This is a genomic window from Bacteroides sp. AF20-13LB, assembly GCF_003603065.1.
Taxonomy (GTDB): Bacteria; Bacteroidota; Bacteroidia; order Bacteroidales; family Bacteroidaceae; genus Bacteroides; species Bacteroides uniformis.
On record NZ_QTMH01000006.1, the window covers coordinates 211,043 to 224,843 of the forward strand.

Annotated in this window: 13 protein-coding genes; all 13 read left to right on the forward strand. The window is 49.7% G+C overall.

The genetic code is table 11. The annotated features are described in order from the left end of the window. The first annotated feature begins 41 nt into the window (after window positions 1-41). The 13 genes from trkA to DWX62_RS08945 all read left to right on the forward strand — a co-directional run bounded on the left by trkA (window position 42) and on the right by DWX62_RS08945 (window position 13,673). Window positions 42-1,382, forward strand: coding sequence for a Trk system potassium transporter TrkA (trkA, locus tag DWX62_RS08885; protein WP_005835221.1), 1,341 nt, complete (start codon window positions 42-44; stop codon window positions 1,380-1,382). A 21-nt stretch (window positions 1,383-1,403) separates the two neighbouring features. Next, on the forward strand, window positions 1,404-2,855 hold the full coding sequence (locus tag DWX62_RS08890; protein ID WP_005835219.1) for a TrkH family potassium uptake protein: 1,452 nt from the start codon (window positions 1,404-1,406) through the stop codon (window positions 2,853-2,855). A gap of 103 nt (window positions 2,856-2,958) precedes the next feature. After that, window positions 2,959-3,330, forward strand: a complete 372-nt coding sequence (locus DWX62_RS08895; protein ID WP_005823953.1) for a hypothetical protein — start codon at window positions 2,959-2,961, stop codon at window positions 3,328-3,330. Window positions 3,331-3,441: 111 nt separating this feature from the next. Next, on the forward strand, window positions 3,442-3,792 hold the full coding sequence (locus DWX62_RS08900) for an NADH-quinone oxidoreductase subunit A (protein WP_005823956.1): 351 nt from the start codon (window positions 3,442-3,444) through the stop codon (window positions 3,790-3,792). After that, the gene (locus DWX62_RS08905; protein ID WP_005823959.1) at window positions 3,783-4,364 is read left to right on the forward strand and encodes an NADH-quinone oxidoreductase subunit B; all 582 of its coding nucleotides are present in this window, start codon (window positions 3,783-3,785) and stop codon (window positions 4,362-4,364) included. Before DWX62_RS08900 ends, DWX62_RS08905 begins: the two co-directional genes overlap by 10 nt. A 15-nt stretch (window positions 4,365-4,379) precedes the next feature. Then, window positions 4,380-5,969 carry an NADH-quinone oxidoreductase subunit D gene (locus DWX62_RS08910; protein WP_008665629.1) on the forward strand — a complete coding sequence of 530 codons (1,590 nt, stop codon included), beginning with the start codon at window positions 4,380-4,382 and terminating at the stop codon, window positions 5,967-5,969. A gap of 140 nt (window positions 5,970-6,109) precedes the next feature. Continuing rightward, window positions 6,110-7,186, forward strand: a complete 1,077-nt coding sequence (gene nuoH, locus DWX62_RS08915; protein ID WP_009037156.1) for an NADH-quinone oxidoreductase subunit NuoH — start codon at window positions 6,110-6,112, stop codon at window positions 7,184-7,186. Between the two features lie 57 nt (window positions 7,187-7,243). Continuing rightward, window positions 7,244-7,747, forward strand: coding sequence for a 4Fe-4S binding protein (locus DWX62_RS08920; RefSeq protein ID WP_005835213.1), 504 nt, complete (start codon window positions 7,244-7,246; stop codon window positions 7,745-7,747). A 30-nt stretch (window positions 7,748-7,777) separates the two neighbouring features. Next, a complete protein-coding gene (locus tag DWX62_RS08925; RefSeq protein WP_005823970.1) occupies window positions 7,778-8,290 on the forward strand; it encodes an NADH-quinone oxidoreductase subunit J in 513 nt (170 codons plus the stop codon). Window positions 8,291-8,295: 5 nt separating this feature from the next. Then, window positions 8,296-8,604, forward strand: a complete 309-nt coding sequence (gene nuoK / locus DWX62_RS08930; protein ID WP_005823972.1) for an NADH-quinone oxidoreductase subunit NuoK — start codon at window positions 8,296-8,298, stop codon at window positions 8,602-8,604. A gap of 58 nt (window positions 8,605-8,662) precedes the next feature. Continuing rightward, complete coding sequence (nuoL, locus tag DWX62_RS08935) at window positions 8,663-10,576, forward strand: NADH-quinone oxidoreductase subunit L (RefSeq protein ID WP_057253163.1); 1,914 nt, start codon at window positions 8,663-8,665, stop codon at window positions 10,574-10,576. 51 nt (window positions 10,577-10,627) lie between these two features. Continuing rightward, window positions 10,628-12,112: an NADH-quinone oxidoreductase subunit M gene (locus DWX62_RS08940; protein WP_005823976.1), complete on the forward strand. Its 1,485-nt coding sequence runs from the start codon at window positions 10,628-10,630 to the stop codon at window positions 12,110-12,112. A 121-nt stretch (window positions 12,113-12,233) separates the two neighbouring features. Next, on the forward strand, window positions 12,234-13,673 hold the full coding sequence (locus DWX62_RS08945; protein ID WP_005835210.1) for an NADH-quinone oxidoreductase subunit N: 1,440 nt from the start codon (window positions 12,234-12,236) through the stop codon (window positions 13,671-13,673). Window positions 13,674-13,801 lie beyond the last annotated feature (128 nt).

Below are 13,801 nucleotides of genomic sequence, written 5' to 3' on the forward strand. Positions count from 1 at the left end.
CATAGGTCAACTATTAATTACCAACTATCAGCGAACTAAAAGTGAAAATAATTATTGCAGGTGCCGGCGCAGTAGGCACACACTTGGCCAAGTTGCTGTCCCGCGAGAAGCAGGACATCATTCTGATGGACGACAACGAAGAGAAGTTGAGCACACTGAACTCCAACTTTGACTTGATGACGGCTACAGCTTCCCCTACCTCCATAAAAGGCTTGAAAGAAGTGGGAGTGGGAGAAGCCGACTTGTTCATAGCCGTCACCCCCGATGAAAGCCGGAACATGACCGCATGCATGCTTGCCAACAATCTGGGAGCACAGAAGACCGTAGCCCGTATTGACAACTACGAATACCTGCTGCCCAAAAACAAGGAATTTTTCCAGAAGCTGGGCGTCGATTCACTCATCTACCCGGAAATGCTTGCCGCCAAGGAAATCGTGTCCTCCATCCGCATGAGCTGGGTACGCCAATGGTGGGAGTTCTGCGGAGGAGCCTTGATACTGATAGGCACCAAGATGCGCGAAAAAGCCGAGATACTGAACATCCCCCTCCATGAGTTGGGCGGACCGGAGCTGCCCTATCACGTGGTAGCCATCAAACGGGGAAGCGAAACACTGATTCCCCGTGGTGACGATACCATCAAGCTACATGACATCGTATACTTCACCACCACACGAAAATACGTCCCCTACATCCGCAAAATAGCCGGCAAGGAAGATTATGCCGATGTGCGCAACGTGATGATTATGGGTGGAAGCCGGATTGCCGTACGCACCGCCCAATACGTCCCGGACTACATGCAGGTGAAAATCGTGGACAACGACCTGAACCGCTGCAACCGCCTGACCGAGTTGCTTGACGACCGCACCATGATTATCAATGGCGACGGGCGGGATATGGACTTACTTGTGGAAGAGGGACTGAAGAACACGGAAGCCTTCGTAGCCTTGACCGGCAACTCGGAAACCAATATTCTGGCCTGCCTTGCCGCCAAACGCATGGGAGTCAGCAAAACCGTAGCGGAAGTGGAGAACATCGACTACATAGGCATGGCCGAAAGCCTTGACATCGGCACCGTCATCAACAAAAAGATGATTGCTGCCAGCCACATCTACCAGATGATGCTGGATGCGGACGTCAGCAACGTGAAATGCCTGACCTTTGCCAATGCCGATGTAGCAGAATTTACCGTTAAGGCCGGCTCGAAGATTACCAAACATCCGGTAAAAGACCTCGGCCTCCCGAAAGGAGCCACCATCGGCGGACTTATCCGCCAGGGGGAAGGCGTTGTGGTTATGGGTAACACCCTGATACAGCCGGGTGACCATGTAGTGGTATTCTGCCTGAACATGATGATTAAGAAAATCGAAAAATACTTTAACTAATTGAGAATGAGTAGTTGGTAAATGATTAACTTCAAGACAATCATACGGATTATCGGTATTCTGCTATTGCTGGAAACAGTCATGTTTCTGGTCTGTTCGGGCGTGTCCTTCTACTACAGAGAAAGCGATATGCTCGACTTCTGGAAAGCAGGAGGCATCACAGCAGGGGTAGGCTTATTGCTGGCGGCTCTCGGCAAGGGAGGTGAACGACAACTGACGCGCCGTGACGGATATGTACTGGTCAGCTTTGCCTGGGTGGCATTCTCTCTTTTCGGAATGCTGCCTTTCTATATAGGCGGATACATACCCGACATTGCCAATGCATTCTTCGAAACCATGTCCGGTTTCAGCAGTACGGGTGCCACCATCTTGGACGACATCGAGTCACTTCCTCATGGAATACTGTTCTGGCGCAGTATGACACAGTGGATTGGCGGCTTGGGAATCATCATGTTCACCATTGCAGTGCTTCCCATCTTCGGAGTCAGTGGCCTGCAGGTGTTCGCCGCCGAGGCAAGCGGCCCTACACATGACAAGGTTCATCCCCGTATCGGTATCACCGCCAAATGGATTTGGAGTATCTATGCCGGCATAACCGCTCTGCTTGTCGGTCTGCTGATGCTTGGAGGTATGGACTGGTTCGACAGTATCTGCCATGCATTTGCCACTACCGGTACCGGTGGCTTCTCCACCAAGCAGGCCAGCGTTGCCTACTACAATTCTCCTTATATAGAATATGTCATCTCCATTTTCATGTTTATCTCCGGCATCAACTTCACCTTGCTATTATTGTTCGTCAACCGGAAATTCAAGAAGTTCATCGGCAATGCCGAGCTGAAATTCTATTTCGGTTCAGTTGTGCTCTTCACTGCCGTCATAGCCATCGTGCTTTACTATACCAGTCCCATGGGGATGGAAGAATCCTTCCGCAAATCCTTGTTCCAGGTAATCTCCCTCCAGACCTCCACCGGTTTTGCGACAGATGACTATATGCAATGGACACCCGTCTTGTGGGGGCTGCTTACCATCATCATGCTGATGGGAGCGTGTGCAGGCAGTACCACCGGAGGCTTGAAGTGTATACGTATGGTAATTCTTACCAAAGTCTCACGAAACGAGTTCAAACACATCCTACACCCCAATGCCATACTTCCGGTACGGATAAACAAGCAGGTAATCTCTCCCTCCATTGTCTCCACCGTACTGGCTTTTTGTTTTATTTATATCTCCATTATAGTCATCGGCACACTGCTCATGATGGCTATGGGTGTCGGGGCTGAAGAATCAATGGGCTGCGTCATTTCCAGTATCGGTAATATGGGACCCGGATTGGGTGAAACCGGACCTGCCTATTCGTGGAATGCCCTGCCCGATGCAGCTAAATGGCTGTTATCCTTTTTAATGCTTCTGGGTCGTCTTGAGTTATTTACCGTACTGCTGCTTTTCACACCGGATTTCTGGAAACGGAATTGATTTAGGATAAAAAGTGTAAAAATAATCATTTTTTGTTATGCGGGGATAGCAAATTGAACAATACTTATTATATCTTTGCGTCCTTGAAAGAGAGAATTGTGGTATGAAGCAATGCATTAAATACTGTTTAATCATAATCTTTGCAGCCCTATTGCACGACAGTGCAACCGGAGCTGCAGATATTTTGTGCGTTCCTGCCACCCGACAAGCAGAATGCTGTACGCTGTCACAAGCTCCTACCACCCAACAAGCAGTCCAGAAGTTCTACGACTTGTTTTCACCAAACTCCCTCTGCATAGAACATGTGGACCATACGCAAGTACCAACCAACAAAAGCGTACTCCTGCGCATGTACATCTACAAGATGCAGCAGCATGCCTATGCACCGGAATGCGACCGTTTGTTGAATCTGTCTCCTCATCCCGTACCCGACGCGAATTATTACGTGTTCGGGCTAAGAAAGATTATCATTTAGAAGGCCTGCAAGCGCAGACGCTTGCCCCTGACCTCGCCGGACAACAAATCAGAGGTTTTGTCCTCCGGTGCGATGTATCTATTATTATATATCTAAAATCTTATCAGGTTTATGAACTTTACTTTGTTAGTGGTCGTCTTATTGACGGCAATCGCTTTCGTGGGTATCGTCATCGCGCTCTCCAATGCGATAGCACCCCGTTCGTACAATGCACAGAAGATGGAGCCGTACGAGTGTGGTATCCCTACCCGCGGTAAATCGTGGATGCAATTCCGGGTAGGTTACTATCTGTTTGCCATCTTGTTCCTGATGTTCGAAGTGGAAACGGTATTTCTGTTCCCTTGGGCAGTCATCACCCGCGAACTTGGCGTGGCAGGACTTTTCAGTGTTTTATTTTTCCTGATTATATTGATTCTGGGCCTTGCTTATGCCTGGAGGAAAGGAGCTTTGGAATGGAAGTAACAAAGAAACCGAAAATTAAATCTATCCCTTATGAGGAGTTTACAGACAACGAAACGTTGGAGAAACTGGTTCGGGAACTTAATGCCGGAGGCGCCAATGTCGCCCTTGGCGTACTGGACGATTTCGTCAACTGGGGACGCAGCAACTCACTGTGGCCTCTTACGTTTGCAACCAGCTGTTGCGGTATCGAATTCATGGCCCTCGGCGCAGCCCGCTACGATATGGCGCGCTTCGGGTTCGAGGTAGCCCGTGCCAGTCCGCGCCAGGCAGACATGATTATGGTTTGCGGAACAATAACCAACAAGATGGCTCCCGTTCTGAAACGTCTTTACGACCAGATGGCCGATCCGAAATATGTAGTAGCCGTAGGCGGCTGTGCCGTCAGCGGAGGCCCGTTCAAGAAATCCTATCACGTGGTGAACGGTGTGGACAAGATTCTGCCGGTGGATGTCTACATTCCCGGTTGCCCTCCGCGTCCGGAAGCATTCTACTACGGCATGATGCAATTGCAGCGTAAAGTGAAAATAGAGAAATACTTCGGTGGAGTAAACAGAAAAGAAGAGAACCACTAATCAGTACTTAAAAATATGGAAATAAAATACATAGAGCCCTCAGTCCTGCACGACGAAATGCTGCGTCTGCGGAAAGAGAAACAAATGGACTTCCTGGAATGCCTCAGCGGTATGGATTGGGGAATACCCGACGAGAAAGACGCACCGGACACCCCCCGCGGACTCGGTGTAGTCTATCTGTTGGAATCTACTGTTACCGGCGAACGGATAGCGGTACGCACCGCCACTCTAAACCGGGAACATCCCGAACTTCCTTCCGTCAGCGATATCTGGAAAGCTGCGGATTTCAACGAGCGCGAAGTCTACGACTTTTACGGCATCGTTTTCATCGGTCATCCGGATATGCGCCGACTCTATCTGCGCAATGACTGGGTAGGCTATCCCATGCGTAAAGACAATGAGCCGGAAAAAGATAATCCGTTGCGTATGGACAACGAAGAAACGGTGGACACCACCATGGAATTGGAGCTGAATCCCGACGGTAGCATCAAGAATAAGGAGATGCAACTTTTCGGTGATGAGGAATATGTGGTGAACATCGGTCCCCAACATCCGGCCACCCACGGCGTAATGCGCTTCCGTGTATCATTGGAGGGTGAAATCATCGACAAGATTGATGCCAACTGCGGCTACATCCACCGGGGTATCGAGAAGATGTGCGAAAGCCTGACCTATCCGCAGACCTTGGCTCTAACCGACCGTCTGGACTACCTGGGCGCACACCAGAACCGCCATGCCTTGTGCATGTGTATCGAGAAGGCAATGGGCGTGGAAGTAAGCGAACGCGTGCAGTACATACGTACCATCATGGACGAGTTGCAGCGAATAGACTCTCACCTGCTGTTCTATTCTTGTCTTGCTATGGACCTGGGTGCATTAACGGCCTTCTTCTACGGTTTCCGCGACCGCGAAAAGATACTCGACATCTTTGAGGAAACTTGCGGCGGACGCCTCATCATGAACTACAACACCATCGGTGGCGTGCAGGCAGACATTGCTCCCGGCTTCGTAAAGAAAGTGAAGGAGTTTATCCCCTACCTCCGCGGTATCCTACACGAATATCACGACGTATTCACCGGGAACATCATTGCCCAGCAACGTCTGAAAGGTGTGGGTATACTCTCACGGGAAGATGCCATCGCCTTTGGAGCTACCGGAGGCACCGGACGCGCCAGCGGATGGGCCTGCGACGTGCGTAAGCGTATGCCATATGCCGTATATGACAAGGTGGACTTTAAAGAAATCATCCGCACCGAAGGCGATTCATGGGCACGCTACCTTATCCGTATGGATGAAATTCTGGAGAGCCTGAAGATTATCGAGCAACTGATAGACAACATCCCGGAAGGAGCCTACCAGGAAAAGATGAAACCTATTATCCGCGTACCGGAAGGCACTTATTATGCAGCCGTAGAAGGTAGCCGCGGTGAGTTCGGCGTCTTCCTCGAAAGCCATGGCGACAAGATGCCTTACCGCCTGCATTTCCGCAGTACGGGCTTGCCATTGGTATCGACCGTAAATACGATTTGCCGCGGAGCTAAAATCGCCGACCTTATTGCCATTGGCGGAACATTGGATTATGTAGTACCAGATATTGACAGATAAAAGGATTTACGATTTGACAATTTACAATTTACCATGCGGAATTACAGCGCAGCCAAATTGTAAATTGTACATTGTGAATTGTAAATCAAAAAGCGCCTCGTAAATTGTAAATAGTAAATTGTAAATAGTAAATGAACAACGTGTTTGACTTTAGTATAGTAACCAACTGGATACACCAGATGCTGACTTCCCTGATGCCGGAAGGTCTGGCAATATTCCTCGAATGCGTGGTGATTGGCGTATGCATCATCTTGATGTATGCCGTGCTTGCCATCATCCTGATTTACATGGAGCGTAAAATATGCGCCTTCTTCCAATGCCGCCTCGGTCCGATGCGCGTGGGGAAATGGGGATTGCTCCAAGTGCCCTGCGACGTCATCAAGATGTTGACAAAGGAAATCATTGATTTGAAATTCTCTGACCGGTTCCTCTACAATCTGGCACCGTTCATGGTAATCATCGCTTCTTTCCTGACATTTGCCTGCCTGCCCATCAACAAGGGATTGGAGGTATTGGACTTCAATGTAGGAGTGTTCTTCCTGCTGGCTGCATCGAGTATCGGCGTAGTGGGTATCCTGCTGGCAGGCTGGAGTTCCAACAATAAATTCTCGCTGATTGGAGCCATGCGAAGCGGTGCGCAGATTATCAGCTACGAGTTGTCCTGCGGATTGAGCATACTGACAATGGTAGTGTTGATGGGAACCATGCAGTTCTCCGAAATAGTAGAAGGACAAGCTGACGGCTGGTTCATCTTCAAGGGACATATCCCTGCATTGATAGCCTTCATCATCTACCTCATTGCCGGAAATGCGGAAACCAACCGCGGTCCCTTCGACTTGCCCGAAGCCGAAAGCGAGTTGACTGCCGGATACCATACGGAATACAGCGGTATGGGCTTCGGATTCTTCTATCTGGCAGAATATTTGAATCTGTTTATCGTAGCCTCCGTGGCAGCCACCATCTTCCTGGGAGGCTGGATGCCGCTACACATCGTAGGCCTGGACGGCTTCAACGCAGTGATGGATTACATTCCGGGATTTGTATGGTTCTTCGGAAAGGCCTTCTTCGTAGTCTTCCTGCTGATGTGGATAAAGTGGACCTTCCCCCGCCTGCGTATTGACCAGATTCTGAATCTGGAGTGGAAGTACCTGGTACCCATCTCTATGGTGAACTTGATTTTGATGGTATTAATTGTAGTATTTAAATTGCATTTCTAACCGGCGTAGCGCCGGAGCAAGATTTCCTTGCGGATAATTTTAATAAAGGCAAAAGTAATGAAAGAAAAGAACTCTTATATCGGCGGACTCATACACGGCGTCACTTCTCTGCTGACAGGTATGAAGACAACCATGACCGTATTCTGCCGACGAAAGACTACCGAACAATATCCGGAAAACCGCTCGACATTGAAACTCTCCGACCGTTTCCGTGGCACGCTGACCATGCCCCATAATGATAAAAATGAACATCGGTGTGTAGCTTGCGGTTTGTGCCAGATGGCTTGTCCCAACGACACTATCAAGGTGACCGGCGAGATGGTTGAAACGGAAGACGGCAAGAAAAAGAAGATATTGGTTAAGTACGAATACGACCTCGGTTCGTGCATGTTCTGCCAACTCTGTGTGAATGCCTGCCCTCACGATGCCATCACGTTCGACCAGGATTTTGAGCATGCAGTGTTCGACCGCACGAAACTGGTCATGACGCTGAACCGTCCGGGCAGCCATGTAGAAGAAAAAAAGAAACCCGCTGCTCCCAAAGAAGAGACAACAAAGTAATTCGTTAATAGTAACTTGTAATTAAACAACATGGAAATAACTCTTGAAACAGTAGTATTCTACTTCCTTGCGGCCTTTATCACCGTATTTTCCATCTTGACGGTAACGACCCACCGCATGGTGCGCTCGGCCACCTACCTGCTGTTCGTACTTTTCGGTACGGCAGGCATCTACTTTCTGCTGGGTTACACCTTCCTCGGTTCCGTGCAGATTATGGTCTATGCCGGCGGTATCGTAGTGCTCTACGTCTTCTCCATACTGCTTACCAGTGGCGAAGGCGATGTCATCGAGAAGTTAAAGCGTAGCAGGTTCCTTGCCGGACTGGGTGCCACCGTGGGCGGTGCCATCATCGTAGTATTCATCACTTTGAAGCATAAGTTCATTGCCACCACCGACGTGGAACCTTTGGAGGTCAACATCAAGACCATCGGTCACCACATGCTGAGCGGTGACAAGTATGGTTATCTGCTTCCCTTCGAAGCTGTCAGCATCTTGTTATTGGCATGTATCGTAGGTGGATTATTAATAGCACGTAAAAGATAAGAATTATGATACACATGGAATATTATCTGATAGTTTCGGCTATCATGTTTTTCGCAGGCATCTATGGGTTCTTTACCCGCCGCAACACGCTGGCGATACTTATCAGCATCGAGCTGATTCTGAATGCCACGGACATCAACTTTGCGGTGTTCAACCGTTTCCTATTCCCCGGAGGACTGGAAGGATATTTCTTCTCTTTATTCTCCATCGCCATCTCGGCGGCCGAAACGGCTGTAGCCATTGCCATCATGATTAACATCTACCGTAACATCCGCAGTATCCAGGTGAACAAACTGGATGAGATGAAGTGGTAAGAGCAAGAATCGCCAAGCGATGTTTCTTGAATAGTAATAATTGATAAACATAGTATATATGGAATATACAATATTAATCCTTCTACTCCCTTTCCTCTCTTTCCTCGCTCTGGGACTTGGAGGTAAATGGATGTCACACCGCACTGCCGGCCTTATCGGAACTGCGGCACTGGGTGTGGTCGCAGTGCTTTCCTATCTCACCGCAGGAATGTACTTCAGCGCTCCCCGCCTTGCCGATGGTACGTACGAGGCGCTGATGCCCTATAACTTCAAATGGCTGCCTTTCACAGAAAGCCTCAGTATCGACATGGGTATCCTACTCGACCCGATTTCGGTTATGATGCTCGTGGTCATCAGTACCGTTTCGCTGCTGGTACACATATACTCTTTCGGCTACATGAAGGGCGAACGCGGTTTCCAGCGTTACTACGCCTTCCTGTCGCTCTTCACCATGTCCATGCTCGGACTGGTAGTAGCAACGAATATCTTCCAGATGTATCTGTTCTGGGAGTTGGTGGGCGTGTCCTCCTATCTGCTGATTGGTTTCTATTATACGAAGCCGGCGGCTATTGCCGCTTCGAAGAAGGCTTTTATCGTGACCCGTTTTGCTGACCTGGGATTCCTTATAGGTATCCTCGTCTATGGGTATTATGCCGGTACATACACCTTCAGCCCTAATGAGATGGCGCTGGCAAAGGGCGGTGCGGCAATGATTCCGCTTGCCTTGGGACTGATGTTCATCGGTGGTGCCGGAAAGAGTGCCATGTTCCCGTTGCACATCTGGCTGCCCGATGCCATGGAAGGTCCTACGCCGGTCAGTGCACTGATTCATGCCGCCACAATGGTGGTTGCAGGTGTCTATCTGGTGGCACGCATGTTCCCGTTGTTCATAGAATATGCTCCCAGCGTGCTGCACATCGTGGCATACGTAGGAGCCTTCACGGCATTCTATGCCGCCAGTGTGGCATGTGTGCAGAGTGACATCAAGCGTGTACTGGCATTCTCCACCATCTCCCAAATCGGTTTCATGATGGTGGCGCTGGGTGTATGTACATCAGCCGACCCACACGAAGGGGGACTGGGCTACATGGCAGGCATGTTCCACTTGTTCACACACGCCATGTTCAAGGCATTGCTGTTCCTCGGAGCGGGTAGCATCATCCATGCCGTACACAGCAACGAGATGTCTGCCATGGGTGGACTGCGGAAGTATATGCCCATTACGCATATCACGTTCCTCATCGCTTGCCTTGCCATTGCAGGTATTCCTCCGTTCTCCGGATTCTTCTCCAAAGATGAAATCCTGACGGCATGCTTCCAGTTCAGCCCCATCATGGGATGGATTATGACAGTGATTGCAGGTATGACAGCATTCTATATGTTCCGTCTTTATTATGGTATCTTTTGGGCCGGCTCTGAGCCGGGACAAAAGTCGGCAAGCGATGGGGGCGACAGCCACATGCCTCACCCCCACGAGAGTCCTCTGGCGATGACCCTGCCCCTGATGCTCCTTGCTGTGGTTACGATAGTTGCCGGTTTCATTCCTTTCGGACACTTCATCAGTTCCAACGGTGAAGCATATAACATCCATCTGGATTGGAGTGTGGCAGGTACAAGTATCGCCGTAGCGGTGGTTTCCATAGCCATTGCCACCTACATCTATGCAGGTAGCCGGCAACCCGTTGCCGATACATTGGCACACCGTTTCAAAGGCTTGTGGACAGCAGCTTACCACCGCTTCTATCTGGACGAGGTCTACCAGTTCATCACCCACCGCATCATCTTCGGCTGCATCTGCCACCCCATTGCATGGTGGGACCGCCACGTGGTCGACGGTTTCTTCAACTTCCTTGCCTGGGGGGCTGAAGCTACCAGTGAAGAGATACGCGGCCTGCAAAGCGGACGCATCCAGCAATATACATTTGTATTCCTGCTGGGCACGCTGGCACTGATACTGCTACTATTGCTATAACCCGAGATTTTTCAATCGTAAATCGTAAATCGTTAAATCGTAAATATAAAGATGAACTTTTTATCATTATTCGTACTCATCCCCTTGCTGATGTTGCTGGGTCTTTGGCTCAGCCGCAACATCGCACAAATACGCGCGGTGATGGTGACCGGTGCATCGGCTCTGCTGGTTCTTTCTGCAGCATTGACCGTGATGTACCTCAATGCACGCCACGCTGGTGCCACGGATGAAATGCTGTTCCGTGCTGACATGGTCTGGTATCCTGCACTCAACATCCACTATTCGGTAGGAGTAGACGGTATTTCGGTAGCCATGCTGCTGCTTTCGGCCATCATTGTCTTTACCGGAACATTCGCCTCCTGGAGGCTGCAACCGCTGACTAAAGAATATTTCCTTTGGTTCACCTTCCTCTCCATCGGTGTGTTCGGGTTCTTCATCTCGATAGACCTGTTCACCATGTTCATGTTCTACGAGGTTGCCCTCATTCCCATGTATCTGCTTATCGGTGTATGGGGGTCGGGACGCAAGGAGTACTCCGCCATGAAGCTGACACTGATGCTGATGGGCGGCTCCGCCTTCCTGCTTATCGGTATCCTGGGTATCTACTACGGTGCCGGAGCCACCTCTATGAACCTATTGGAAATAGCACAGATGCACAATATTCCCATCGAACAGCAACGTATCTGGTTCCCGCTCACCTTCCTCGGTTTCGGTGTGCTGGGCGCTCTGTTCCCGTTCCACACATGGAGCCCCGACGGTCACGCCTCCGCACCGACTGCCGTATCCATGCTCCATGCCGGTGTATTGATGAAACTGGGAGGTTACGGATGTTTCCGCATAGCCATGTACCTGATGCCCGAAGCTGCACAAGAACTGGGATGGATATTCCTGATTCTTACCGGAATCTCCGTGGTATACGGTGCATTCTCCGCTTGTGTACAAACCGACTTGAAGTATATCAATGCCTACTCTTCCGTCAGCCATTGCGGCCTGGTGTTGTTCGCCATCCTGATGATGAACCAGACAGCTTGCACGGGTGCTGTTCTGCAGATGCTCTCTCACGGACTGATGACAGCCTTGTTCTTCGCCCTTATCGGTATGATATACGGACGTACCCATACGCGTGACGTCCGCGAACTCTCCGGTCTGATGAAGATTATGCCTTTTCTGGCTGTCTGCTATGTAATCGCCGGTCTTGCCAATCTGGGACTGCCCGGACTCAGCGGTTTCATTGCCGAAATGACCATCTTCACCGGTTCGTTCCAGCATCCCGATACGTTCCACCGCGTGTGGACGGTCATTGCATGCAGCTCCATCGTGATTACGGCAGTCTATATCCTGCGACTGGTAGGAAAGATTCTCTATGGCACCTGCACTAACAAGCATCACCTCACCTTGAGCGATGCAACCTGGGACGAACGTACAGCGGTCATCATCCTCATCGCATGCGTTGCCGCCCTCGGTATGGCACCATGGTGGATTAGCGGCATGATTGGAGACAGCGTGCTGCCAATAACTGATTTATTTACGATTTGACGATTTACGATTGATAAATGACTTGTAAATCCCAAGAGTAACCTCAATCGTAAATCGTAAAATCGTAAATCCCAAGAGTAATTTCAATCGTAAATCGTAAATCGTAAAATCGTAAATAGATATGGATTATTCCCAATTCCTCCTGCTCAAAGAAGAGCTTTCGCTGATATTGGTCATCGTCATCCTTTTTGTCGCCGACCTCTTCATGAGTCCGGATGCACACAAGAATGACGGCAAACCGGTGCTGAACACAATGCTGCCAGTTGTTCTGCTGACCATACATACACTTATCACCATCGTCCCCGGTCCTGTGGCCGATGCCTTTGGCGGCATGTATCACAACCAGCCGATACAGAGCATCGTGAAATCCATTCTCAGTATAGGTACACTGATTGTATTCCTGATGGCCCACGAATGGATGCGCCGTCCGGACACTGCCATCAAACAAGGTGAGTTCTACATTCTGACACTTTCCACCCTGCTGGGTATGTACTTCATGATTTCCGCCGGACACTTCCTGATGTTCTTCATCGGACTGGAGACGGCAAGCATCCCGATGGCAGCCCTGGTTGCCTTCGACAAATACCGCCACCACTCTGCCGAGGCAGGTGCCAAATATATTCTCACGGCACTGTTCTCCAGCGGATTGCTGCTATACGGATTATCTTTGATTTACGGTACGGTAGGCACTCTCTACTTTGCCGACATACCGGCACGCCTCACCGGCGACCCGTTGCAGATTATGGCATTCGTATTCTTCTTCTCCGGCATGGGATTCAAAATATCACTGGTGCCTTTCCATCTTTGGACAGCAGACGTTTACGAAGGTGCTCCAAGCACGGTGACAGCCTATCTGAGTGTCATCTCTAAAGGCTCTGCCGCTTTCGTGCTGATGGCTATTCTCATCAAGGTATTCGCTCCAATGGTGGAACAATGGCAGGAAGTGCTGTACTGGGTTATCATCGCCTCCATCACAATTGCCAACCTCTTCGCCCTACGCCAGCAGAACCTGAAGCGGTTGATGGCTTTCTCCAGTATCTCGCAAGCAGGTTACATCATGCTGGGTGTCATCAGCGGAAGCGCACAAGGTATGACGTCGCTGGTATACTACGTGCTGATATATATGTTTGCCAATCTTGCCGTATTTACCGTTATCACGATTGTGGCACTGCGGGCAGGCAAGTTCACACTTGAAGACTATAACGGGCTGTATACCACTAATCCGAAGTTGGCGTTCCTGATGACACTGGCACTGTTCTCTCTGGCAGGCATCCCGCCGTTTGCGGGCTTCTTCTCGAAGTTCTTCATCTTCGCGGCAGCTTTCGAAGGCGGCTTCCATCTGCTGGTATTCATTGCCCTTATCAATACAATCATCTCGCTTTATTACTATCTGAAGATTGTAAAGGCAATGTACATCAACAAGAGCGACGAGCCGATTGCAGCATTCCGCAGTGACAACTATACACGTGCCAGCCTGGCCATTTGCACGCTGGGTATTGTGGTACTGAGTATTGCAAGTGTGGTATATCAATCCATCGACAAGTTCTCATTCGGATTATAACCGGAGGGTATCATCACTTACCACAAATTACGCAGATTGGCACAAATCATCTTTAGAAGTTCTGATAATCAAGAGCTTTGAGTTGTGTTAATCTGCATAATTTGTGGTGAGTGTGTATTTTAGCACAT

Bases quoted from the DNA above. Each gene is read 5' to 3' on its own strand.
- DWX62_RS08890 (WP_005835219.1), top strand. From the start codon at position 1,404: ATGATTAACTTCAAGACAATCATACGGATTATCGGTATTCTGCTATTG.
- DWX62_RS08895 (WP_005823953.1), top strand. From the start codon at position 2,959: ATGAAGCAATGCATTAAATACTGTTTAATCATAATCTTTGCAGCCCTA.
- DWX62_RS08900 (WP_005823956.1), top strand. From the start codon at position 3,442: ATGAACTTTACTTTGTTAGTGGTCGTCTTATTGACGGCAATCGCTTTC.
- DWX62_RS08905 (WP_005823959.1), top strand. From the start codon at position 3,783: ATGGAAGTAACAAAGAAACCGAAAATTAAATCTATCCCTTATGAGGAG.
- DWX62_RS08910 (WP_008665629.1), top strand. From the start codon at position 4,380: ATGGAAATAAAATACATAGAGCCCTCAGTCCTGCACGACGAAATGCTG.
- DWX62_RS08920 (WP_005835213.1), top strand. From the start codon at position 7,244: ATGAAAGAAAAGAACTCTTATATCGGCGGACTCATACACGGCGTCACT.
- DWX62_RS08925 (WP_005823970.1), top strand. From the start codon at position 7,778: ATGGAAATAACTCTTGAAACAGTAGTATTCTACTTCCTTGCGGCCTTT.
- nuoK (WP_005823972.1), top strand. From the start codon at position 8,296: ATGATACACATGGAATATTATCTGATAGTTTCGGCTATCATGTTTTTC.
- nuoL (WP_057253163.1), top strand. From the start codon at position 8,663: ATGGAATATACAATATTAATCCTTCTACTCCCTTTCCTCTCTTTCCTC.
- DWX62_RS08940 (WP_005823976.1), top strand. From the start codon at position 10,628: ATGAACTTTTTATCATTATTCGTACTCATCCCCTTGCTGATGTTGCTG.
- DWX62_RS08945 (WP_005835210.1), top strand. From the start codon at position 12,234: ATGGATTATTCCCAATTCCTCCTGCTCAAAGAAGAGCTTTCGCTGATA.